General features: G+C 60.8%; 20 protein-coding genes. 8 read left to right on the forward strand and 12 right to left on the reverse strand.

Annotated elements, in window-relative coordinates; translation table 11 throughout:
* Window positions 1-149: 149 nt before the first annotated feature.
* Together AX768_RS25015 and AX768_RS25020 are read right to left on the reverse strand one after the other, a co-directional pair.
* Window positions 150-2,255 (reverse strand): phosphocholine-specific phospholipase C, encoded by a 2,106-nt coding sequence (locus AX768_RS25015; protein WP_062002803.1) that lies wholly within the window; start codon window positions 2,253-2,255, stop codon window positions 150-152.
* A 59-nt stretch (window positions 2,256-2,314) separates the two neighbouring features.
* On the reverse strand, window positions 2,315-2,602 hold the full coding sequence (locus AX768_RS25020; RefSeq protein WP_155524336.1) for a hypothetical protein: 288 nt from the start codon (window positions 2,600-2,602) through the stop codon (window positions 2,315-2,317).
* A gap of 282 nt (window positions 2,603-2,884) precedes the next feature.
* Here AX768_RS25020 and AX768_RS25025 point away from each other — a divergent pair, with 282 nt between their 5' ends.
* Window positions 2,885-3,991, forward strand: a complete 1,107-nt coding sequence (locus tag AX768_RS25025; RefSeq protein WP_062002805.1) for a catalase family protein — start codon at window positions 2,885-2,887, stop codon at window positions 3,989-3,991.
* Between the two features lie 54 nt (window positions 3,992-4,045).
* Here AX768_RS25025 and AX768_RS25030 read toward each other — a convergent pair whose 3' ends face one another.
* Window positions 4,046-4,408: a glyoxalase superfamily protein gene (locus AX768_RS25030; RefSeq protein ID WP_062003658.1), complete on the reverse strand. Its 363-nt coding sequence runs from the start codon at window positions 4,406-4,408 to the stop codon at window positions 4,046-4,048.
* A 276-nt stretch (window positions 4,409-4,684) separates the two neighbouring features.
* On the opposite strand from AX768_RS25030, the gene AX768_RS25035 reads away from it, so the two are divergent.
* Both AX768_RS25035 and AX768_RS25040 read left to right on the forward strand, forming a co-directional pair.
* Window positions 4,685-5,122: a hypothetical protein gene (locus AX768_RS25035; RefSeq protein WP_062002806.1), complete on the forward strand. Its 438-nt coding sequence runs from the start codon at window positions 4,685-4,687 to the stop codon at window positions 5,120-5,122.
* A gap of 203 nt (window positions 5,123-5,325) precedes the next feature.
* Complete coding sequence (locus AX768_RS25040) at window positions 5,326-7,152, forward strand: FUSC family protein (RefSeq protein ID WP_062002807.1); 1,827 nt, start codon at window positions 5,326-5,328, stop codon at window positions 7,150-7,152.
* Between the two features lie 7 nt (window positions 7,153-7,159).
* Here AX768_RS25040 and cyoD read toward each other — a convergent pair whose 3' ends face one another.
* The 4 genes from cyoD to cyoA all read right to left on the reverse strand — a co-directional run bounded on the left by cyoD (window position 7,160) and on the right by cyoA (window position 10,992).
* A complete protein-coding gene (gene cyoD, locus AX768_RS25045) occupies window positions 7,160-7,492 on the reverse strand; it encodes a cytochrome o ubiquinol oxidase subunit IV (protein ID WP_062002808.1) in 333 nt (110 codons plus the stop codon).
* Window positions 7,493-8,110, reverse strand: coding sequence for a cytochrome o ubiquinol oxidase subunit III (gene cyoC / locus AX768_RS25050; RefSeq protein ID WP_062002809.1), 618 nt, complete (start codon window positions 8,108-8,110; stop codon window positions 7,493-7,495).
* Entirely contained in the window at window positions 8,110-10,041 is a 1,932-nt protein-coding gene (cyoB, locus tag AX768_RS25055) for a cytochrome o ubiquinol oxidase subunit I (protein ID WP_062003659.1), read from the reverse strand. Before cyoB ends, cyoC begins: the two co-directional genes overlap by 1 nt.
* Before the next feature lie 63 nt (window positions 10,042-10,104).
* A complete protein-coding gene (gene cyoA / locus AX768_RS25060) occupies window positions 10,105-10,992 on the reverse strand; it encodes a ubiquinol oxidase subunit II (RefSeq protein ID WP_062002810.1) in 888 nt (295 codons plus the stop codon).
* 553 nt (window positions 10,993-11,545) lie between these two features.
* Between cyoA and AX768_RS25065 the strand changes: the two genes are divergently transcribed.
* Window positions 11,546-13,081 carry a complex I subunit 4 family protein gene (locus AX768_RS25065; protein WP_082779070.1) on the forward strand — a complete coding sequence of 512 codons (1,536 nt, stop codon included), beginning with the start codon at window positions 11,546-11,548 and terminating at the stop codon, window positions 13,079-13,081.
* A gap of 6 nt (window positions 13,082-13,087) precedes the next feature.
* On the opposite strand, the gene AX768_RS25070 is transcribed toward AX768_RS25065, so the two are convergent.
* The 4 genes from AX768_RS25070 to AX768_RS25085 all read right to left on the reverse strand — a co-directional run bounded on the left by AX768_RS25070 (window position 13,088) and on the right by AX768_RS25085 (window position 19,536).
* On the reverse strand, window positions 13,088-14,005 hold the full coding sequence (locus AX768_RS25070) for an aldo/keto reductase (protein ID WP_231941603.1): 918 nt from the start codon (window positions 14,003-14,005) through the stop codon (window positions 13,088-13,090).
* Between the two features lie 4 nt (window positions 14,006-14,009).
* Complete coding sequence (locus AX768_RS25075) at window positions 14,010-16,931, reverse strand: sensor domain-containing phosphodiesterase (RefSeq protein ID WP_062002811.1); 2,922 nt, start codon at window positions 16,929-16,931, stop codon at window positions 14,010-14,012.
* Window positions 16,932-17,174: 243 nt separating this feature from the next.
* On the reverse strand, window positions 17,175-18,410 hold the full coding sequence (locus AX768_RS25080; protein ID WP_062002812.1) for an MFS transporter: 1,236 nt from the start codon (window positions 18,408-18,410) through the stop codon (window positions 17,175-17,177).
* A 121-nt stretch (window positions 18,411-18,531) separates the two neighbouring features.
* A complete protein-coding gene (locus AX768_RS25085; protein ID WP_062002813.1) occupies window positions 18,532-19,536 on the reverse strand; it encodes a GlxA family transcriptional regulator in 1,005 nt (334 codons plus the stop codon).
* 120 nt (window positions 19,537-19,656) lie between these two features.
* On the opposite strand from AX768_RS25085, the gene AX768_RS25090 reads away from it, so the two are divergent.
* The 4 genes from AX768_RS25090 (at window position 19,657) to AX768_RS25105 (ending at window position 22,218) form a co-directional block, all read left to right on the forward strand.
* Complete coding sequence (locus AX768_RS25090; RefSeq protein ID WP_062002814.1) at window positions 19,657-20,340, forward strand: DJ-1/PfpI family protein; 684 nt, start codon at window positions 19,657-19,659, stop codon at window positions 20,338-20,340.
* 69 nt (window positions 20,341-20,409) lie between these two features.
* A complete protein-coding gene (locus AX768_RS25095) occupies window positions 20,410-20,712 on the forward strand; it encodes a DUF4148 domain-containing protein (RefSeq protein WP_062002815.1) in 303 nt (100 codons plus the stop codon).
* 47 nt (window positions 20,713-20,759) lie between these two features.
* Entirely contained in the window at window positions 20,760-21,044 is a 285-nt protein-coding gene (locus tag AX768_RS25100; RefSeq protein WP_172812023.1) for a DUF4148 domain-containing protein, read from the forward strand.
* Between the two features lie 106 nt (window positions 21,045-21,150).
* Window positions 21,151-22,218, forward strand: a complete 1,068-nt coding sequence (locus AX768_RS25105; RefSeq protein ID WP_062002817.1) for a hypothetical protein — start codon at window positions 21,151-21,153, stop codon at window positions 22,216-22,218.
* 15 nt (window positions 22,219-22,233) lie between these two features.
* Here AX768_RS25105 and AX768_RS32975 read toward each other — a convergent pair whose 3' ends face one another.
* Entirely contained in the window at window positions 22,234-24,165 is a 1,932-nt protein-coding gene (locus tag AX768_RS32975; protein WP_062002818.1) for a zinc ribbon domain-containing protein, read from the reverse strand.
* Window positions 24,166-24,431 lie beyond the last annotated feature (266 nt).

Here is a 24,431-nt window from a genome sequence, read left to right on the forward strand (position 1 = left end):
CGCGCGGAAAAGTGCGTTAGCGTGAGGTGTCTCAACAACGAGATTCGACTAAATAAAAAGCGTGGCATCGCAAGCAAGTGACGCACTCGCCAAAACAATCCCGGAAGCGCCACACCAAAAACTCCTTGCAGCGCCCCCGGCGACACCCCTTAACTCCCCAGCGCAGGATCCGTCATGCTGCTCTTGCCGGTCTCCACATGCCCGGCAAATCGCCGCACGAACGAGCTGTCCGTATCGATGGTAATCGTCACGTCATACCACCCGAACGCTTCACGCAGATCCAGATAAACCGTCTCCGTCCCGCCGCCGCGAATCGGCTGCTTGATCGTGGCGCCGGTTTTATAAGCGCTGGTGATCGTAAAGTTGCATTTCCCGGTTCCGAGATTCTTCAGGCGCAGTTGAAGGTTGCCATTCGCGACATCGTAGCCTTCGACCACTTCGGCGATCGCCTGATTGTCACTCCACCAATGCTGCTCCACAGCCTTGCCGGCAAAGCGCCGCAAGAAACCATTGGGACCGTGGATCACGTAGTCGTATGCGTTGGAAGCCGCCAGCGGCAAATCATCACGCAGACGCTTTCCGGCTTCGACCGTATAGCAGCTTGGCGCTGTCGTGCTGTTCGCGGTGAAAACCAAAAACGTCGCGCCCACGCTGCCCGTGTTGATGAAATCGAACGTGACGCCGTTGGTGGTGCCTGCATGCGCGTGAACGAACAACTCATAAGGCAGCGCACGCGCCTGACGTACACCGGCTTCCTGTTTCGGTACGGCCTGGATGGCGGGCGGCACCGGAACATAGTCGGGATGACGAATTTTCTGAACCGGGGCGTAACCGCTTGTATCGGGCAACGTCGGCAGGGTTGCGTTCGGGTTCTTGAAGTTGAACGCGGATGTCAGGTCACCGCAGATCGCCCGGCGCCATGGCGTGATGTTCGATTCGATGACATTCGGACGCGAACCAAAACGCTTCTCGATGAATTGAATCACGGACGTATGATCGAAGACCTCCGAGCACACGAAACCGCCTTTCGACCATGGCGAAACGACCAGCATCGGCACCCGCGTCCCCAGGCCGTATGCACCGCTCTGGTAGGTCGAGCTGCCCGGGAAGATCTCGTTGACGATACTGACCGTGGACTTGCCGTCGGACGCAGACGCGGGCGGAAACGGCGGCACGACGTGATCGAAGAAACCATCGTTCTCGTCATAGTTGATCAGCAAGACCGTCTTGCTCCAGACCGCCGGATTCGACGTGAGGATCTGCAGCACCTGGTCGACGTACCACGCGCCGTAGTTCGCCGGCCAGTTCGGATGCTCCGAGAACGCTTCGGGCGCAACGATCCACGAAACCTGCGGCAACGCGTTGTTCTGGACATCGCGCTTGAGGATATCGAAGTATCCGTCGCCTGCTTGGGCGTTCGTGCCCGTACGCGCCTTCTGATACAGCGCGCTACCCGGCTGCGCGTTGCGATACTGGTTCAGGTAAAGCAGTGCGTTGTCGCCATAGTTGCCAATGTACGGGTCGTTGGTCCAGCCCCACGAACCGTTGGCGTCGAGTCCCGTGCCCGCGTCCTGATAGATCTTCCACGAGATGTTTGCCTTCTCCAGCACCTCGGGATAAGACCCCCAGCTATAGCCGACTTCTGCATTGTCGATGACCGGTCCGCCGCCGTTGCCGTCGTTGCCGACCCAGCCGGTCCACATGTAATAGCGATTCGGATCGGTCGATGAATTGATCGAGCAGTGGTATGCATCGCAGATCGTGAAGGCATCGGCGAGCTGGTAGTGAAATGGAATGTCCTCGCGCGTCAGATACGCCATGGTCGTCGTACCCTTGTAGGGCACCCATTGGTCGTAGCGGCCGTCGTTGTAAGCGCCTTTGCCCGACTTCCAGTCATGCGGCAAGTCCTGGATGAACTGGTTGCCGAGATCCGGCGCGCTGGGACGGAAGGGCAGCACTTCGCCGAGGCCTGCAGCCAGCGGCTGATTGAACACCGGCTTGCCGTTGGGCAGCGTGACGGCGCGTGTATCGCCGAACCCGCGTACGCCTTGCAGCGTGCCGAAGTAATGATCGAATGAACGATTTTCCTGCATCAGCACGACGATGTGCTCGACGTCCTGGATGCTGCCGTGCACATTGTTGGCGGGGATGGCGAGTGCGTTGCGAATGCCTGCGGGCACGACGCCCATTGCAGTGGCGGAACCGGCGGCCTGAACAGCGGCCCTGAGGAAGTCACGTCGGCTTTTTAAGGTCATGGGTTTTTATCGGTCGGGGTGGGGGGGAGAGAGTGGAGATTGCAGGTCGTACATCGAAATCACTCCGCCTCGTGAATCACGGGAGGCAGCAGGGGGTCGGACGCAGGCGAGGCGGGTGATTCTTTCGGCGGGCCAAGGCTCGACACAGCCGTGGAAGGCTGCGTCTGCTGCAATGCCCAGTTCTGGATGTCCGATGAACTTGCCGGGAGCGGCGCGGCAGTATCGGTTTGCGGTAAGGAGGATGGAGCGGCCGACGATGGCGCGTCGTGATCGCCACAGGCCGCGAGCATCGGGCAACCAAGCATCGCGCACAGCATCCAGGCGACGGTGACGGATCTCTTGAACACAAGCGTCCTCTGGACGGAAGGCAAACGTTGTCATGCGCGAACGCTTTGCGAGGGCATTGCACGGCATGACACCAAATGAACTAGCGAGAGGATAGAAATTACACGTGTAGGAATTATTAAATAAAGGAAATAATCGATTGCCGTAACGACAACGTAATTTAGTCGTCGGCTTAAGGAAGGTTTGGGGCGTCGTCATGCTGCATGTCCCGGGAACACAGATTGCGCAGGCCTTCTGCATTAATTGACTAGTTAGTCCCGAGAAATCCACCGGAACGCCCCCACATGTCCACGCCACTCAGCATCCGCCCCTTGCTGTTCGATTCCACTTTCGAGCAGATCCCCGCCGACGAAGCCGAGACAACGCAGGACCTCGTCAAGACGCTGCGAGGCATCATTGAAACCACTTCCGCCGACTATGGTCATGCCGTGCGCAGCGTCCACGCAAAAAGTCACGGCTTGCTGCAAGGCGAGCTGACCGTGCCGGAAGGTTTGCCGCTCGAGCTCGCACAAGGCGCGTTTGCCAAGCCCGGAACGTTCCCTGTCGTCATGCGGTTTTCGACTAACCCCGGCGATATCCTCGATGACAAGGTTTCCACGCCGCGTGGCCTCGCGTTGAAAATCATCGGCGTGCAAGGAGAGCGTTTGCCCGGCGCCGAAGGCCAGGTGACGCAGGACTTCGTGATGCAGAACGCGCTTGCGTTTACCGCCGCGACGCCGAAGGCGTTTCTCACCACGCTCAAGGCGCTAGCGAAGACAACCGATAAAGCGCCTGGCCTTAAGCAGGCGTTATCGGCGGTATTGCGCGGCACCGAGTCCGCTGTCGAGGCACTGGGCGGCGAGAGCGGCACGCTGAAGAGCCTCGGCGGGCACCCGAAAACAAACCTGCTTGGCGAGACCTACTCCACGGTCGTGCCGGTCCTGTATGGCTCGTATTACGGGAAGGTTGCGATCGTGCCGGTATCGCCGGAACTCGTCGCGCTGAAAGATGCGCCTGTGGATCTCGACGACAAACCCAATGGCCTGCGCGAAGCGGTCAATGAATTTTTCGCGACTACCGGCGGCGAGTGGGAAGTGCGCGTGCAGCTAGCAACCGACATAGAGAAGATGCCGGTTGAAGATGCATCGAAGAAATGGTCGGAGGAAGAAAGTCCGTTCGTCACGGTCGCGCGCATCCGGGTGGTCTCTCAGCCGGCATGGACCGATGCGCGTTCGATAGCGGTCGATGACGGCCTCGCTTTCCGCCCGTGGCATGGCCTGAGTGCGCATCGGCCAATTGGCGGGGTGCAGCGCTCGCGCAAACCCGCCTATGAAATGTCCGCGGGATTCCGGGGCCAGTTCAACGGCTGCCCCATGCACGAGCCTGAGGCACTGGACCGCTTGCCCGACTGATCATCGGCGGTTGAAATCCAACGCCCGGTTCGCGGAATGCGGACCGGGCGTTTCTTATTCAGCGCGTTCGCAGAAACTGATGCGATTGCCGAACGGATCGGACACTGAGAGCACGCGACCCCATGGCATGGTCTCGACGCCCGGCCGCGCATGCCGGTAGTTCTTTTGCGTCAACTCGGCATGCCATTCATCGATACCTTTCATGGGGACGAACAGTGCGGAGCCCGGCGTGGCATCGCCGAAATGTTCGCTCAGATGCAGCGTCATTGCATCGCGCGAAATCTGTGCGTAAAGCGGTGCGTCTTCCGAAAACCGGTGTTCCCATTCCCATTTGAAGCCAAGGAAATCGACGTAAAACTCCCTGGCTTTATCGATGGAAAAAATTCGGAAGATAGGGATGGCGGGCGACAGTTTCAAAGCGAGCTCCAACGCGTTTCAGGACACTCGATCTTGCCGCATAAGCGCGCCCTTGCCCACCCGCGCGAACCGCGAACGTTTGCTCACCAAGGCCGGTACGTGGGGGCGCATGTATATGAAGAATTCGTTAAAGCTTCTCCCTTACATGCCGTAAAAACGTTGTCAGCGGCAGCTTGCAAACACCGCGACAACTCCGCACCGGGGCCTTGGTCAGACACAGGCGAACGCGGACGTGACCATAAAACAATGCTGCGGGCAGAGAGCACGGGAGAACATATGGCAATCGACACGGCGCAGCAGGTCATGCAGCTTGGCGACTATGCGAAGCGGCTCAGCGCGGCGCGCGATCGGAGCTACGCACTCGCACGCGAGGTCGAGCGCTCGCGAGGCGTGCTGGACTTCATGGCGCACGATCCGGCGAGTGACCCGGCTCTATGCGAATACGCGACAAAGGCGCTCGAGCTGCTGTGCGAAAACCTCGTGCGTTTATGCGCGCTGACCGACGAGGCGTCGGCGAACGCCGAAGCGCTTGCAAGTCTGCCTCTGAAGTATTTTTCGAACGAGACGGGCACCGCTGGCGAACTGGATGCAGCGGTGGCGTCGCTTGTCGAGGCCACGACCACGGCGGAGACCGAACTCGTCGAACTTGCACAGGTGGTGGCAGAAGCGTGCGAGGCGGTCGATGAGATGCGCCGGCCAGAACAAATCGGGTAAACCCCGAAGATCATAATTTTGACGCGGTAGTATTCGGGTATACGCGAAACGCCTTGCGTTTCGTGCGCGTCCCGTGGCAAGACGTTCGCCGGCGATCCCGGCTGACTCCCTTGCCCGACGCAAACAGGAGAGTCCGCTGCGGCGGACTCGTCGTATCGGAAGCGGTCACAAGCCGTTACCGGCACTTGCCCCGGGTATTACACATGTCCATCGCTTCCATTGCGCAGGTTTTTTATCGTGCGCATCGCTTCCAGCCTGCTGCCGGCGCGTCTTGTGCCGCTGTTGCTCCCGTTTCCTCATCACGCCTGCTGTCCCTCCTGCTTGGCTCCGATCCCGGACTGTTGCGCTTTCATACCGCGTTGCGCAGCGCGTTTGCGTGTTTGCTGACCGGGTTCGTGACGATCGGCTGGACCGTCGCGACGCATCGGCCGCCGACGCTCGCGGCATTCGCATTGTTGTTCGCGATGATCGCACCGCTGTTTCTGCGCGATGCCGGATGGCGCGGCTGGTTGCGTTCCCTTGCAGCAATCTACGGCGCGGGATGCGCGAGTTTCGTGGCCGCCACTGCGCTTGCCCCTTGGCCGCTTGCCGCCGATGCCGCCTTTCTCGCCGTGCTCTTCACCGGCATGCTGGTACAGGCGTGCGGGCCGCGTGCGCTCGGCAGTGCGATGACCGCTGTCGTCGCGTTCTATCTCGGGCTTTATCTGCATCCGACGTTTGCGCATGCGTGCATGACGCTGGCGTTATCGACCGCAGGCGTCGCCATTGTCGTGCTCACCGGGCGCGTACTCGTACCCACGCGTCCGCGCGCCACACTGCAGCGCGCACTGAGCACGGTTGCGCAGCGCGCGGCGCTCGTTCTCGCTGACCGTCGCGCTGATGAAGCGCAGGCGATCGCCCATTTATCGTCCCTCAACGAAGCGGCGCTCGCCGTCGAAGAGCAACTCGATCTGCTCGATTTCGCTGGCGCACAGCGGCTGCGCGCGAGGTTGATCGAGGTGGAAATCGCCGCCGCCCTGCATGCACGGGAAGGCGCGCGGCTCGAACAAACCGATGAACGCTTGCGAATCGCGCTAAGGCGTCTTGCGCGTGCGGGCCGGGATGCGGGAAGTTCGACCATGCGCGCAGCGGCATCGAAGAAATCCATTGCCTCGTGGCGCGGGCTTCTTTCATGGCTGCCAGCAAGCCGGGCCACGACGGCGGCGTTGATCGCCATGCTGATCGGACATTCGGTTTCGCCTGAACGCTGGTTCTGGGCGGTCATCACTACCTTCGTCGTTTTCCTCGGCACACGTTCGCGGGGCGACACGATCCGCAAGACCGGGGAGCGCGTAGCCGGCACGCTGGCCGGCGTTGCGGTCAGCGCGATGCTGGTCGAACTGCTTCATGGCGTGCCGGTGTTGATCGTCATCGCGATGATCCTGTGTGTCTTCGGCTGGGCGTACTTCATCCTGACCTCCTACGGGCAAGGTGTGTTTTTCATCACTGTGCTGGTGGGGCTGATCTATGGCGAATTGGGATTCGCGATCGGCCCACTGGTCGAAATGCGCGTGGAGGAAGTGTTCGTTGGCTGCGTGGTGGCCGTGGCGGTGGCCGTACTGATGATGCCGCTGCGGACGTCGCATCACATCGATGCGAAAGTGGAGAGCGTGCTCGCCGCGCTCAATGAGATCACGCGTCTAACCGAAGCATCATTTGATGCGCACGCAAGCATCGCGTCCATGCGCACGCTCGACCGTCGCTGGCACGAGTTGCAAGCGGCGTTGCGCCCCTTGCGCACGCAGCGTGTGTTTGCATGGAATACGCAGATGGAGCTTGCTATCGGACCACTCTTTGCATGCGTGCAGACCGCGCGGGAACTGACCGGGCTTACAGCGCGCGGCGCAAGTCACATCGCTGCGATCGATGAAATTCGCGCCCGTCTGGCGGGTGCGATGTCGTTGTTTGCATTGCGTTCGGGGCGTGCCGCTGCGTCTTCAATGAATCACGAGACCCGTTCCAGCGAACTCACGGCGGCACGTCAAACCTGACGCGTGATCAACGCGACATCATGTTCATGCTGACGTTGTGCATGATCCAGATCGACCCGCCGATCAGGACCACCGCCGTCATCACGGTGAATCCGAACGCCATCACGTTCCATGATTGTTCCGACGATGCATTCAGGTGCAGGAAATAAACCAGATGCACGACCACCTGGATCAGCGCGAGCGTGGCGATCAGCAAGATGGCCGTGCTGGTCTCCATGCCGTGCCCCATCACGATGAAAAACGACGCCGCCGTCAGGATCACCGACAGCGCGAAACCAATCAGATAAGAGCGCACGCTGCCGTGCGCCTCGCCACCACTATGCACATTTGAGTTCGACATTCAGGCCACGCTCGCGAGATAGACAAACGTAAAGACGCAGATCCATACTACGTCCAGGAAGTGCCAGAAAAGGCTCAGGCATGTCAGGCGGCGCAGCATGGTTTCGCTGAGCTGCCCCTTGAAGATCACCTGGCCCGCAAGCACGACCATCCAGATCAGACCCAGGGTCACGTGCAAACCGTGCGTGCCGACCAGCGTAAAGAACGACGACAGGAACGCGCTGCGATCCGGCCCGTTGCCCTCGGCTACAAGATGCGAGAACTCGCGAATCTCGAGCACGATAAATGACAGCCCCAGCATGAACGTCACCGCAAGCCAGAACAACAACGCTCCGCGATTCTGCTTTTGCGCACCGATCATGCCAAAGCCGAAGGTGATGCTGCTCACCAGAAGGATTGCCGTTTCGATCGCAACACCCTTGATCTCGAAGAGATCCTTCCCGCTCGCGCCGCCAGCGAACTGATGGCTCATCACCGCGAACACCGCAAAGAGGGCTGCGAAAATCACGCAGTCGGTCATCAGATACAACCAGAAGCCGAACACGCTATGCGACTCGGGATGATGGTGCGCCGAGGGATCCTCGTCGGCGAGATGCACCGTATTTACTTTTTGAAGCATTACTTCACCTCCTGCGCAAGCGCCGCATGGCCGCGGCCTTCTTCAATCCGGCGAACCGTTTCCGCCGGGATGAAGTAACCACCGTCCTCAATGCTCGAATGCACGATCACGCTCAGCACGATCCCGATCAGGCCGACGATCGCAAGCCACCAGATATGCCAGACGCCGGCAAAGCCGAGCATCAGGCTGAACACGCCGATAAACAAACCCGCAGCCGTGTTGGAGGGCATATGGATATCGTCGAAATGCACCGGCGTTGCCAGCTCGCCCGATTCCTTGCGATGCATGAATTCATCGAGTCCGTGAACGTGCGGGATGACCGCGAAGTTATACGGCGCCGGCGGCGAACTGGTCGCCCATTCGAGCGTGCGCCCATCCCACGGATCGCCGCTCAGGTCGCGATTCTCCGGCAGGTTGCGGTCGCGAATGCTGACGTAGAGCTGAGCCAGTTGATGCGCAATCCCGATCGCGATCAGCACCGCGCCCACCTCCGCGAGCAGTAGCCACGGATGCCATTGCGGGTTGTCGTAGTGATTCAGGCGGCGTGTCATGCCCATGAATCCAAGCACGTAAAGCGGCAGGAACGCCACGTAGAAACCGACCAGCCAGAACCAGAACGCGCGTTTGCCGAGCTTTTCGTTGAGCTTGAAACCAAAGGCCTTCGGGAACCAGTAATTGAAGCCCGCGAGGTACCCGAACAACACGCCGCCGATGATCACGTTATGAAAGTGCGCGATCAAAAAGAGGCTGTTGTGCAGCACGAAGTCCGCGCCTGGAATGGCCATCATCACGCCCGTCATGCCGCCTATGGTGAACGTGATCATGAAGCCGATGGTCCACAGTACCGCCGGTTTGTATTCGAGCCGGCCCTTGTAGATGGTGAAGAGCCAGTTGAATACCTTCACGCCCGTTGGAATCGCGATGATCATGGTCACGATGCCGAAGAACGAATTCACGTTGGCGCCTGAACCCATCGTGAAGAAGTGGTGCAGCCACACCACGAACGAGAGGAACATGATCGAGCAGGTCGCGTAGACCATGGTCTTGTAGCCGAACAACGCCTTCTTCGCGTGAGTCGCAATCACCTCCGAGAAGATGCCGAAGGCGGGCAGGATCAGGATGTACACCTCCGGATGTCCCCATGCCCAGATCAGGTTGAGGTAAAGCATGGGGTTGCCGCCAGCCGTGTTCGTGAAGAAGTGCATGCCGAGATAGCGGTCGAGGCCGAGCAACGCAAGCGTGACCGTCAGGATGGGGAACGACGCCATGATCAGCACGTTCGTGCAGAGCGCCGTCCAAGTGAAGACGGGAATCTTCATCCAGCTCATGCCGGGCGCGCGCATCTTCACGATGGTGACGAAGAAGTTGACACCGGTCAGCAGCGTGCCGACGCCCGAAAGCTGCAGGCTCCACAAGTAATAATCCACGCCGACGCCCGGGCTGAATTGCAGTTCGGATAACGGCGGATAAGCGAGCCATCCGGTTTGCGCGAACTCGCCGATCACGAGCGACATATTGATGAGCACCACGCTCACCGCGGTCATCCAGAAGCTCAGTGAGTTGATGAACGGGAAAGCGACATCACGCGCGCCGATCTGAAGCGGCACCACGATATTCATCAGGCCGACCATGAAGGTCATGGCCATGAAGAAAATCATGATCACGCCATGCGCCGTGAAGATCTGGTCGTAATGATGAGGCGGCAGATAACCGGGTGAGTGATAAGCGAGCGCGAGTTGCGTGCGCATCATGATGGCGTCGGCGAAACCGCGCAAAAGCATGATGAACGCAATGACGATATACATCACGCCGATCTTCTTGTGATCGACGCTCGTCAGCCATTCATTCCACAGATAACCCCACTTCTTGTAATAGGTCACCGGGACCAGCACGGCCAGCGCCGCGATAACCATCATGACGCCCGCGCCCATGATGATGGGCTGGTCGAACGGAATCGCCGCCCATGTCAGCTTGCCGAATAGGATTGCCACGTCTTACCCCTTCGTGTCGCATCGCGGGTCGGTCGTGCTGCGGACGTTCCCGTTGTTGTACTTTGCGATGATGTTGTTGAACAAAACCGGACCGACATGCGAGTAATAGGCGACCGGATTCTTTTCGCTTGGCGCGGCGAGGACGCCGTACACGTCGGCGTCGAGTGGCGTTGGCGATGCCTTCACCTTGCGAACCCAGGATTCAAAGTCGGCATTCGATGTCGCAATGGCGCGGAATTTCATATCCGAAAATCCTCTGCCGCTGAAATTCGCGGATTCGCCCGCGTAGTCACCGGCTTCATTCGCTATCAAATGTAATTGAGTCTGCATTCCGGCCATGGCATAAATCTGGCCGCCCAGTTGCGGAATAAAGAACGAATTCATCACTGAGTCAGACGTGATCCGGAAATTAACCGGTGTGCCAACTGGAAACTCAAGCTGATTAACTGAAGCAATACCCAGATCCGGATAAATGAACAGCCATTTCCAGTCGAGCGCCACGACTTCCACATTAATTGGCTTGATTTGAGATTGAAGTGGTTTATATGGATCGAGAGCGTGAGTGCTGTTCCACGTCAATATGGCCAGATACGCAATGATCAGGGTCGGCACCGTCCAGACCACTACTTCGATCTTGTTGGAATGCGCCCACTTCGGCAGGTATGCCGCCGTCTTGTTCGATGCCCGATATCGCCAAGCGAACCACGCCGTCAGTGCAATCACCGGCACGACCACGATGAGCATCGCAATGGTCGAATCCACGATCAGCGACTTCTCGGCTACGCCAACACTGCCTTTGGGATTCAAAACGTCGAGATCGCAGCCAGACACGAGAAACGAAGCAAGGGCAGGCAGATAATTACAGATTGGTTTTAAAAGTTTTACATTCATCTATATAAATCCCGAAGGTCGGATCTCCAGTCTCCGCCATTATTTTTATTATTCCGGACCGAAGGGTAACGTTTCGGAATCGATACGATTAGTGCCAATTCCCGCAAAAATGAATTGCCCTCGAAAAACTGCGGCGCGGTGTCGCAGCTTTATTGACATCCAAGTTTTAGTGAATTTCGTGTGGATTTTTTATCACGAAATATTACCCGTTGAAATTAGCGTTAACTGACCGCGGCATAGTGTCGCACCAAATAGGAAGACCGGATGGACGGTTATTCGCTTTGTTTCATTTGCATTACTTTTGACCCATAAACGTATTAAGGGTTTTTACCTAGTGCATCAATGATTTAGTCCGAAGGCGGCATCTGGGAGGATGTCCGGGACGACGGGTTCAATGCCGGATCGGAAAGGAATATGAAAGTTTCAATGGAGATGCGCGCACTTTTTAACGTCTCTATGATTGCGCCGCCGATTGCAGCGCGGGGTCATGCCACGGGCGCAGCGGTTCTGCAATGTGTCCAGTTACCGCAGTTTCCCAAGGTCGATCAAGAAGATGCACTTCATACCGCTGCTCAGTCTCGCAATCTGGATTCCCATGGCCTTCGGCGTGGCGATCCTGGCGATCGGCTCAGACGCCAATCCCATGCCTGCCCGCTGGCTTGCACTTGCCGGCGCTGCGCTGAGCTTTGCCATTACCTTGCCGTTGATCGCCGCGTTCAACAAGCATTCGTCCTCCATGCAGTTCGTCGAGCGGATCAACTGGCTGCCCGATTTCGACATTTCGTACCATCTCGGCGTCGACGGCATCTCCATGTGGCTGACGGTGCTCACCGCATTCACCACGCTGATCGTGGTGCTTGCATCGTGGTCTGCAATCAGGACACGGTGCAGCCAGTACCTCGCGTCGTTCATGTTCTTGTCCGGGCTGATGGTGGGTGTGTTCACGTCGCTCGACGGCATGCTGTTCTTCATATTCTTCGAAGCCACGCTGATCCCGATGTACCTGTTGATCGGTTCGTGGGGCGGCAAGGACCGCGCGATGGCGGCGTTCAGGTTCTTCTTCTTTTCGCTCGGCGGCTCGCTCATGTTGCTGATGGCGATGCTGTACCTGTTTCATCGCTCGCATACATTCGATCTTGCGGCATGGCAGGCTTTGCCCCTGGGTTTCACGGCGCAGGTCTTGCTGTTCATCGCATTTTTTGCCGCGTTCGCCGTCAAGGTGCCGATGTGGCCCATCCACACATGGTTGCCGCAAGTGCATCTGGAAGCGCCTACGGGCGCGTCCGTGGTGCTCGGCATGCTCAAGCTCGGCGCTTATGGGTTCATCCGGTTTTCATTGCCGGTCACGCCCGACGCCGCGCATTTCTTTGCGCCGACCATCATTGTGTTGTCGCTGATTGCGGTGATCTATGCGAGTCTCGTCGCGCTGGCGCAGACCGACATGAGCCGGCTGCTCGCATATTCCGCGATCGCGCACATGGGTCTCGTCACGCTCGGCATCTTCCTGTTCAACCAGATCGGTCTCGACGGCGCGATCGTGCAGATGATCTCGTACGGTTTCGTTTCGGGCGCGATGTTTCTGGGTATCGGCATGTTGTGGGAGCGCATGCACACGCGTTCCATACATGCTTACGGCGGGGTCGCCAATGTGATGCCGCGCTTCGCCGTTTTCATGATGCTGTTTTCGATGGCCAACGTCGGCTTGCCGGGCACGTCGGGCTTTGTCGGCGAGTTCATGGTGATCATGGGCGCGATCAAGTTCAACTTCTGGATTGGTGCGCTCGCCTGCACCACGCTCGTGCTGAGCGCGTCGTACACGCTATGGATGTACAAGCGCACGATCTATGGACCGCTTGGGAACGATCGCGTTGCAGAGTTGCCTGACCTCGGCACGCGCGAGTTCGTGACGCTCGGGGCGCTGGCGATCCTCGTGCTGGCAGTTGGCGTTTTCCCGAAACCGCTTACCGACGTGATCGAGCCGGCGGCGGATAATCTGCTCAAGCAGGTATCGGAGTCGAAGCAGCCGGCGGATGAGCAAGTGCTTCCGGTTGCAAGGGCGGTGGCGGATAAGGCGCGTGAACCGGGGTAGGCATGATCAAGCGGCCAGTTCCGCGATCCGCCTTCTCATCCCTTCATCCGGATAACTACCGAACCCCGCGCGCACGTTGTCACGCATATATTCTGGCCGGCCGGTCCCGGGAATTACGCACGTCACTGCCGGATGCGCGAGCACGAACTTGAGGAGCAGTTGCGCCCACGTCGTGCATCCGATCTCCTTGCTCCACTCGGGCACGGGTTTGTCTTTCAGCCGCCCAAGCAGACCGCCGCCGCCAAAAGGCTGGTTGACGATCACACCAATGCCCCGTTCCTTCGCCAGCGGCAGCAAGGTCTCCTCGGCCGCGCGGTCATCGGCGGCGTAGTTGATCTGCACGAAATCGATCTTCTCCGAGCGCATCACTGCTTCCACTTCACTGAAGGCACTCGACGTGTAATGCGTCACACCAATATAACGAATCCGTCCACGCGCTTTCCAGTCGCGCAGCGTGGCGAGTTGCGTCTGCCAGTCGAGCAGGTTGTGGATCTGCATCAGGTCGATGCGCGGCTGTTGCCAGAGACGCAAGGAGTTCTCCATCTGCGCGATGCCGGCATCGCGTCCCTCGGTCCAGACCTTGGTTGCAACGAACGCGCGCTTGTGCCCGTCGATGCGCGTCAGCACCGACCCCGCAACGGCTTCCGAAGAGCCATACATAGGCGATGAATCGATGACCGAGCCGCCGTTATCGAAGAGAATCTGCAGCACGTCCGCGAGCCGGGCCTGGGCTGCAGGGTCGTTGCCCACATCGAAGGTGCGCCATGTGCCGCAGCCGACCACGGGCAACATTTCCCCCGTCGATGGAATCGCGCGCTTGTTCATCGTGGATGTCTGTGCGTAGGCCTGGCGGGCAGCGAAGGGCAGCAATGTGCCGCTCGCGGCGAGCAACAAGAGCTGTCGGCGCAGCGCATCGACTGGCATACGGTCAGGGTTCCTGGGCCAGCACCTGCAGGCGGGGCGCGAGCGTGGTGAGCAGGAGGTCTTCCAATGGCATGGGACGGGCGAAGTAATAACCCTGCGCCTGCGCCGCGCCCATCTCGCACAGCACGGCAAGCGTCGCCGCGTCTTCCACGCCTTCCGCGACCACGGTCAGGTCGAGCGACTCCGCCATCCGCACGATGGCACGCACGATTGCCCGGCTGCGCGGACTCGTGGTCAGCTCGAAGATGAACGACCGGTCGATCTTCAAGCCGCTAAAGCGATACTGATGCACATAACTCAGCGATGAAAACCCGGCGCCGAAGTCATCGAGCACGACCGACATGCCGTGATCGGCGAGACGCTGCATGGAACGTCGTGCGAGATCGGGTTCGGCAACGAGCGCGCCTTCCGTCAGTTCGAGGCAAATGCGCGAGGGCGCCACGCCATGACGCGCGAGCAGCGCGAGGACATCGTCGGCAAATTCGGCCCTCGTCATGCTGTAGCTCGAACAGTTCACGTGGACCGGCGGCCAGTCAGCATGCTCGGGCTGCGCGAGGATGATCGCCACGCGCGTGAGCATGTAGAGGTCGAGCCGCCCGATCAGGCGCAGACCCTCTACGGCCGGCAGGAATTCGCCGGGCGCGATGACGCTGCCGTCGGGCTGGCGCCATCGGATCAACGCTTCGAGCGCGACGAGTTGACCCGACCTCGCGCAGACGATGGGCTGGAAGTAGGGTACGAGTTCGTCGTCGCGTTTGAGCGCATTGCGCAGCGCGCCCTCGCGTTCGACCTGGTCCGATACCTCACGCCGAAGCTCATGGTTGAAGACCACGAAGCTGTCGCGTCCACCGTTCTTCACGCGATACATGGCGGTATCGGCGTCGCGAAGCAGGTCGGCGGGTTCCTTGTGAAACTGCTCGTCCGGGCTCACGATGCCAATGCTGCACGATGAAAAAACCACATGGTCGTCGATGTGAAACGGCAAGTCGAACGCGGCAAGGATTCTCTCGGCAATGCCGACCGCGGTCTCAAGCGATGCACCCGGCGACAGCACCGCGAACTCGTCGCCGCCGAGCCGCGCGAGCAGGTCGGTGTCGCGCAGGCAACCGCGCAGACGGCTCGCGGCCTGCACCAGCAGCATGTCGCCGAAATGATGGCCGAGGCTGTCGTTCACCACCTTGAACCGGTCAAGGTCGATAAACATCACCGCCAGTTGCTCGCCGTCGCGATGATGATCGCGCCATGCCTGCTGCAACCGGTGCAGCATATGACTGCGGTTGGGAAGTCCAGTCAGCGCATCGTGCGAATTCTCGTGTTGCAGGCGCGCGTTGGCGTCGTCGAGTTCGCGGGTGCGGTTCTGCACGCGCTCCTCGAGTTCGAGGTTAGCCGCGTGCAGCGCTTCGGCCGCGCTGCGTCGCGACAGCGCGGTATCGATATGGCGCGATACGAAGGTCAGCAACTCCTGGTCGCGCTTCGAATAACGCACGCGAGACGAATAACTTTGCACCGCGAGCACACCGCGCACCTGGTCGCCGTCGAACAGCGGAATGCCGAGCCAGGAACGCAGCTTGATGCTTTCACCCGCGCTTTCAATTTCGCCCGTGTCCACGAGCCGTTCGGCTTCGGCATGATCGACGAGACATGGACGGCGTTCGCGAATCACGTATTCGGTGAGGCCGCGCCGGCCGCGTCGCGGAGCCGGAATGGTGTTCACGAGTTCGTCGACGTAATAGGGGAACGACACGTTCTCCGAAGCAATATCGACCAGCGCGACGTAGAAGTTTCGTGCATACAGCAACTCGCCAACGATCCCGTGCAGGCTGCGGAAAAACTCCAGCATGTCGCCATGCCGGCTCGACAACTCGGCGATCTGGAACAACGCGCCCTGCAAATGCTCGGCGCGTTTTCGTTCCGCGATTTCAAGGCGCAGCGCGCGGTTCACTTCGGACAGTTCGGCCGTACGGCGCGACACGGTCTCCTCGAGATCCGCGCGATGCAGGATCCGGTCGAGCGCCATGGCCACGTGCCGCGCAACCACCAGGAAGAGCGCGCGATCCTCCACGCTATAGACTCGCGCGACGTGGTAGACCTGCATCGCGATCATGCCGAACACTTCGTCGGATGCGTTCTTGAGCGGCGCGCCCATCCAGAATTCCGGCCGGTCGCCCACGCAGAAGAAGCGTCCTTCGGCTTCGGCCGTGGCAATGCCGGCGGCATCGATCAGGAGCGGCTGGCCCGTGGTCAGAACCTGGCCGGTGAGCGACAGGCACGACGGATCCAGCGTGTCGTAGGCGGCGGGATCGAGCGCGCAGGTATCGATGACATCGACGTAATACGGGTACGTGATCTCGTTGTTCGAGGGGTCGTAGAGCGCGAGATAAAAGTTTTCTGCATCGATCAGCGTTGCAAGTTGCCGATGCACGCCGAGCAGGAATTCGGAACGATCGCGCACCGAACTCGCGAGATACGCGATCTCGTAGAGCACGCGCTGCGTGGTCCGGGCGCGCGCGAGAGCATCGGTTTGCAATGCCTCGCCGAGACTTCGCGCGAAGTCGGCCAGCGTGGAGTTCGCGGCTTCGGCAGCCGGTGCGAGCAGCCAGCCAAGAATGTTTTCGCCGCTGCCGGTTGGCCAGAGACACAGGCGATGAGTCGTGCAGTAGGCGTGAAACTCGTCGACGGAAAGAACGGCGGGCCAAGCATTGTCGAGCGATCCCTGCGCCGCGAGGTGCATGCCGGCGCCGGGCTGATACCAGGCCCAGCAGGGTGTATCGGCTAGCGTGGCGGCGTTGCGCAACAGCGAATCGATGCACGTATCCATCGTTGCACGCATGGGCGCATCGGGCGCAGGGCGTGCGAAGGCCGCGACGGATGCATCGCCGCTTTCATCCGCCACGAGCGTGGCCAGCTTGTCGGAATGGACGTTCATCGGCGCTCCGAGCCGGCGGCGTTAGCCGGCTCTTGACTCACTTTTGTTCGATGTCGACGTAAATAACCGGCTCGCAAGGTGTCTGAGTAAGCACCCCTTAAATTGCCGGACTTAGGTGTATTTACGGCAAATGCGGCATTCGGCTTGAGGGACTCCGTAAGGAATCGTTGCGGGCCTGTTGTTCGGCCAGCGTCAAGAGCCGCATTATGCGACGTGCAAAAGGAGTTGGATACGGCCGGAGACTTATTCGGCGTATGCGCCCGCTGTCCGCGGGCCGGGCAGCAGCGAGCGCCGCTCCACCGCAACAGAAACGCCCAGCAGCACGATGCCGCCGCACGCGAGGATCGCGCCCGTCCAGCCGGTGGCTTCGAGGCCGAAACCGAGCGCGACGACCACGCCGCCGGCCCACGCACCAAGCGCATTGGCGATGTTGAAGGCCGAATGGTTGAGCGCGGCGGCCACGGTCTGCGCGTCGCCGGCCACATCCATCAGGCGCGTTTGCACGGCGGGGACAACCGCAATGCCGAGTCCCATGGCGAAGAGGTTGAGCGTCGCGGTCCATTCGTTAGCCGATGTGTACGCGAACGCCGCCAGCGCCGCCGCATTCCAGATCAGCATGCCGAAGATGGTCCAGAGGCGCGATTTGTCGGCGAGCACGCCGCCGATCAGGCTGCCGGCCGTCATGCCGACGCCCAGCGCGCCAAGCAGCAAGGGCACCCGCCACGGCGCGACATGCGTCACGTTGAGCAGCGTGGGCGTGATGTAGGTGTAGACGGCGAACAGTCCGCCAAAGCCCACTGCGATCACCGAAAGGGTCAGCCAGACCTGCGCGCGACGGAACACGCCAAGTTCGCGCCGGGGCGTGGCGCCGCCTGCATGAATGGGCGGGAGGAACACGCGCACGCCGATCATCGTGAGAATGCCGAGCGTGCCGACGAGCAGGAAATCCGCGCGCCAGCCAAGCCATTGGCCGAGCCATGTCGCGAGCGGCACGCCGAAAATATTCGCGATGGTCAATCCGAGCATCACACGTCCGACGGCCCGCGCACGGCGGTCGGGCGGGACGAGAGACGCCGCCGTCAACGCGGCCACGCCGAAATACGCGCCGTGCGGTACGCCCGAAATAAAGCGCGCGACCAGCAGCAGCGTGTAATTCGGTGCGAGCGCGCTTAGCAGGTTGCCGAACGCGAACATCAGCATCAGGCCGATCAGCATGGCGCGGCGCGGGATCTTGGCAAAAAAGATGGTGATGAGCGGCGCGCCGATCACCACCCCGAGCGCATACGCGCTGATGATGTGGCCCATGGTGGGCAGGGATGTATCGAGGCCGTGCGCGATGATCGGCAGTATGGTCATCGAAGCGAATTCACCCGTGCCGATTGCCAGGCCGCCGACAGCAAGCGCAACTTCGGCCGGACCGGCGCCATAGGGGGCGATGACACGGCCCAGCGGGTCGTTCGGGATATCGATAATGGACATGGGGCGGGAAATATGGGTTAAAGCGCGCGCAATGCAGCATTATCCCCATTTTTCAAGGCGATGGCACGGCGCAACCCGCGGAATTTCGGCTTTGTGTAGTTTGTTGCACCGCCGCGTTGCGTTATGACTGCGTCCCCGAATCCGGATCTCCGCCGTAAGCCGAAAATCTCTCGCGGTATGCCTGCGGCGATACGCCTGTCGAGCGCAAGAAGCTGCGCCGCATGGTTTCCTCGGATCCAAACCCGCAGCGCGCCGCGACCCGTTTGATGGGGAACGCGGTGTCGCCGAGCAGGCGCCGTGCCGCTTCAAGACGCAACTGGTCGATCGCGCGCGCGGGCGTCACGCCGGTTTGCGCCCTGTAGTGCCGCACGAAACTGCGCTCGCTCATGCCGGCGCGTTCGGCGAGCGTCGCGATCGATAAATCCGACGCCATGTTTTCCGCGATCCACGCATGCAGTTCGCCAAAACGGTCACCGGCTGTTTGCAGCGACAACGTCGCGCTAAATTGCGCCTGGCCGCCGGGACGCTTGAGAAACACCACGAGTTCGCGGGCGACATCGAGTGCGAGTGCGCGGCCGAGGTCATCCTCGACTAGCGCAAGCGCGAGATCGATGCCCGCTGTCACGCCCGCCGACGTCCACACCGCGCCGTCGCGGATGAAGATGGGCGCGGCGTCCACGCGCACGTTCGGGTAGCGTTCGCCAAGCAGTTCGCAATGCGCCCAGTGCGTGACGGCGCGGCGTCTGTCGAGCAGACCCGCGGCGGCGAGCAGGAACGCGCCCGTACATACCGACGCCACTCGCCGCACTTGCGACGCGCGTTCCTTTACCCATGCGACCTGCGCCGCATCTTTCGATGCCGCATGCACGCCCCGGCCGCCCGCGATGATCAACGTGTCGGTCGGTTCGTCTGCCGCCGGCAATGGATGCGCAACGAGCCCAAGTCCGGCAGTGCTGTGGACCTCACCCGAAACCGCGGCGATGACCCGTGGCACGTAAGGCGCGCTGAATCCCGCCGCAATCGAGAGTTCGTTCGCCGATGCAAAAACCTGCAGCGGGCCTGAGACATCGAGTAACTGGACGTCGGGAAATGCGTAGATATCAATACGGCGAGGCAAGCGATTCATCTGTGGCCCGCGTAACCATTGGCGTGAAACGAGGGTTAATTGACTATTTCGCCAAATCGTAGCGGGGTATCGTCAAGGCGTCCAGTTCGATCGTCCACCTTTTTCGTAGGGCTTTTCACCATGACTCTGCATATCGGCTTCCTTGTTTTCCCCGGGGTCCAGCAACTGGATCTGACCGGTCCCCACGATGTCTTTGCATCCGTTTCCGGCACACAGGTCTATCTGATCAACAAGACGCTCGAGCCCGTGAAGTCGAGCAGCGGACTGTGGCTCACGCCCTCCATCACCTTTGCCGATTGCCCGCAGCTCGACGTGATCTGCGTGCCGGGTGGCATTGGTGTTGGCGAACTGATGGAAGACGAGCCCGCGCTCGACTTCATCAAGCGGCAGGCTGCGAACGCGCGTTTCGTGACGTCGGTCTGCACGGGCGCACTGGTTCTCGGCGCAGCCGGATTGCTGCGCGGGCGCCGTGCAACCACGCACTGGGCGCTTCATCATTTGCTCGATCAGTTCGGCGCGATTCCTGTCAAGGCGCGCGTGGTGCAGGACGGGAACCTGATGACCGGAGGGGGCGTGACGGCGGGCATCGATTTTGCGCTGACGCTATTGACCGATTTGATTGGTGAGACCGAGGCGCAAGCCATCCAGCTTCAACTGGAATACGCGCCCGCGCCGCCCTTCGATTCCGGCACGCCCGACACCGCGCCGAAGGCAGTATTCGACCTTGTGTGGAATCGTGGTGAAGCAGGGCGCGCAATTCGCACGGAGATCGTCAAGCGTGCGGCTGCGCGATTGAATCCATAACGCCTCGACGGCCGGTATCGATAATTTCCGGCTTCACGACGGCGTGCTTTTCACTGGGAGACCGCCGTCATGTCACGCGTCCGGATTGCATTGATCACACTGCTTGCGTCACTGGGAATCATCGTGGGCGCCACGCCCGATTCTTTCGCCCAGAGCGCGGACGCCGCATCGGCTGCGCAGCCGATGTCGAAACAGGCCCAGAAAGCGCAACGCAAGGCCGACAGGAAAGCGGTGCGCGCGAAGAACTCGGCGGAGCTGGGCGAACTGGAGAAGAACGGCTATAACCCGGGTTCGGATCACAACGAATACCCCGAGGATCTGCAAAAAGCGCAGAGCAAGGTCAACGCCGAACATGGCCAGACCGGCCAGTAGGCCGGGCACGCGCAATGCGCCTTGATGGTTATAGCCCGGAGGCCACCATGTCGAAATTTCATCTTGTACGTACGAGTTTTGTAGCCATGACGTTGACTATTGCAACGGTCGCGTCGGCCCAGGCACAAACTACGCAGCCGAACAATGCGCCGGTGACGCGCGCATCAGAGAAGGCGGATTTGAAGAACCTCGAAGCGCACGGCTACCAGCCAACAGCGAACGATCCCAGCTATCCGAACGATATCCAGCGTGCAGAGAAGGCAACGTACGGCTCCGGTGCGACGGGCTCTACTAGCTCAAGCAAGAAAATGTCGCCGTCCACGCCGCAGTAATCCGCAGCGTTTCTGCAGAGGAATTGCGGGTCGGGGAATGAAAGTTGCAGCGGCAGCGGTTCGCCGGGCGGCGCTGTGCTGCCCGCACTACCGTGGCCCAAGCTGAATGAGAAGAAAAGCCCTTCTGTCCGCTATGTTGTGCGTCTGCATTACCGCTGGAGGCTGCTCCGCCATCGGTCCGAAACGGCTCAAGGCCGATCAGGTCGATTACGCAAGAGCCCTTGGCGAAGCGAAAAAACGCGAAATACTTGCGGCCCTCGTGGGCATCCGCTTCGCTGATTCGCCAGCGTTCCTGAGCGTCACCCAGATCATCGCCGCATACACCTTCGACGCCACCGCCGGTTCCACCTTCAGCGCCGGCGATACCACGCAGAACTTTGCCGCCGCAACGGGCAGCGTGTCTTACTCGAACCATCCTACGTTCACCTTCACACCGACGACCGGCCAGGCTTTCGCCACCGCATACATTCGTCCGCTCGCGCCTGGGCTCGTGCTGCCGCTGGCTGAAAGCGCAATCCCCATCGACTTGTTGTTGCGTATAACCGCGCAATCCATTGGCGGTTTGCAGAATGCAAACGCGATGGGCGGCCCGAACGCGAACGGCAGCGTCGGTTTCTTTGAGTTGATCCAGGCGTTCCGGCGGCTTCAGCTCGCCGGTCAGTTGAACGTGGAAACGCGCGATGAAGACCACGTGAGCCGCGTGTACATCACGCTCGGCGCGACCACGAGCGGCGAGAACGAGGAGACGTCGAAGGATCTGATGCTCGTGCGCCGGCTGCTGAAGTTATCGCCGAAGACCAAAACGTATGAAGTCGTCTACGGGCAATCGGCCCTGCGCGGCGAACGCATTCCAATGGTCACGCGCTCCGTGCTCGGCATCCTCACCGACCTCGGCGCCCAGGTCGATGTGCCGAAGGAACTCGTGGAGCATGGCTCGACGAAGCCGACCATCGGCTTGATCGGTGTGGAGACGCGGCCGACGATCGTGGTTCATGTCGGCAAGAAACCGCCGGAGGATGCATACATCGATATCCAGTACGGGCCTTCGCAATACTGGATCGACCGGGGGGATTTCGATTCGAAGTACGCGTTCACCGTGGTGCAGATGCTGATGGCTCTCGCGGAATCCAATCAGGACGCCAAGACGCCGATCGTGACGATCCCGGCGAATTAGCGTCCCTGTGAAGCGTCAATGTGCATCGCCGCGGCCAGGTGGGCGGATGGGTACGCCACCGCCGAACACACGTGACTCCGGTTCCGCCGGCTCCGGACTTTTCGCGGGCGCCGCTACCACGATGGGTTCGCGGGTTTCAACGATCGGGCGCGTTTCGCGTGCGTCATGAATCACGTGTGATTCGTGCGTTGCGCGCACGGGTGGCGATGCGAACAGATGCGGTGCGCTGCTGCCGGCGGACTGCGATGACGGCGCGATATAGGTGTTCTGTAGCGCTGCGCTCGGCGTGACAACCCGCGGGGCCGCGGACACCGCAACAGCCTCGCGGATCGGCGCCGAATGCACTGGCGGGTGCGCTGCATTCTCTGCGGCCTGAAGCGCGGCGGCATCGGCGGCTTTCTTCGCTTGTGCTGCCTTGGAATTCACACGCTTGAGCAGGACGCGCGAGTCCGGATAGCTGGCATCGATCGTTGTCGCTTCCTTCGCGTAACGGCGTGCGCAGCGCCATGACGACGCAGCGTCGCAGGCGCGGGCGTGTTGCATGGCGGTATCGCGTGCGCTTTCACGCTGCGTGAGTTCTTCGCGGATGCGTTTTGCTTCGACATCGTTGGCCATTGACGAAGGCACTTCTGCAAGATTCTTGCGCGCGGCGCTCAGGTCGTTCGTAAGCAGCGCCAGACGCGCGATGTACAGCGTCTCGCCGGGACTGCCGGCAGGCGGACGTTCGGCGGTCATGGCGGGCGAGATGGGCGCCGTCGACATGCGCGGCAGCCCGTTCTCAGTCAGCGCGGAGGGTTCCGGCGCGTGGCTCGCGATAGGGACATCGGCAGTAGCCGTCGGGTTGGGGACGGGCGGCGCGGGACGGACCGGTGCTGCGGCCGCGATCACAGCAGGCGTTTTGGCTGGCGCCTGGCTGACTGTTGGCGTGAGCGTCGTGGTGTTTGCGGTGACCACGGGCGCGGGGGCGACGGCCTTGGCAACCGCAGCCGGTTTGCTTTCAAGAGCCGCCGGGCTTGGCGCGACGATGGTCTCAGGCTTGCTCGCCAGCGTGGTTTCCTCAGGCACCGATACCGGTGCCGGCGGCGGATGGATCGTTGTTTCAGCCAATGCGAGCAGCTTGCTGTAAGTGTCCGAGACTGTGTCGTTGAACGCGTGAGCCTGCGCTTCCGCCGCTGCCAGCGCGCTGATTGCCATTGCAGAGACAGAGGGGCTCGTATCGGCCGTCGGCTCCGGCGATGCAACCGCAACGACAGGCGGCGCAACGGGCTTGGGTGCTATTACCGTAGGCTGTGTGACGGTCGCCGGTTTGTCCACGGCGGCTTGCTTAACAACCACAGGCGCAACAGGTTGGCTTGCCGGCTTCGACGGCACGATCGCAGGCGCGACCTGGGGCGGCGCGACCGTCGCTTGCGCAACCGTCGATACAACCGCTTGAGGCGCGGGCGTGACCGTTTGAACGGCCGGCGCACTCGCCGCCGCAAGCACCGTCGCGCTCGCCGCAGCGGCAACGTCCGCATTGTCCTCAGGCGCAACAGGCACGATCGGGGCGACCACCGCCTTGCGTGTCGCGGGCTCGGGCAACGCCGCCAGCCGTTGCACAACGGGCGATCTCAGCGCCGGTGCATAGGCCAGCCCCAGCGCCATCGCAAGCATCCCGGCGCTTGCCAGATAGAACGCGACGCGCTTCAACACGCGTTTTCTTTCACGCGCGATGTTCATCGCGGTATCGAGTTCGTCGGGGACGCTCGGGTAGGGAACGAGCATGCGGCCGGGCATCAGCACGACGTTGTTGCCGTAGTCGACCGAATTGGGCGCACCCACTGTACGCAGTGCGCGTGACTGGTTCGTGCCGCAATGCGGGCATTCAGGTTCGCCGTGGGTCAGCGCATTGCCGCAATGATGGCAGGCCGCATACAGGACTGGCGCGCGAAAAGATAACAGGCTCATGCCGAAGCCCTCTGGGCAGGTGTCTATGCCGGCTCGATAGCGATCAGGCGAGCCGGATTGTTCATATAAGAATAGTGCAATTAGTTCAGAAGTTAGTACCTCGGTATGTTTTGTAGGCCGCATTGATGCGCATCGGCGACACTTTCATGGGGCGGCATCAACGGCTGTGTGGGCTTGCGCACATAACCTGGCCGATAGTGACGCTCACGTGGCGGATAACAGCGACTACTACGGCATCCGAATGGTCTGGGCTGGCGGCGATGAAA

It is taken from the genome of Burkholderia sp. PAMC 28687, from assembly GCF_001577465.1.
Lineage (GTDB): Bacteria > Pseudomonadota > Gammaproteobacteria > Burkholderiales > Burkholderiaceae > Caballeronia.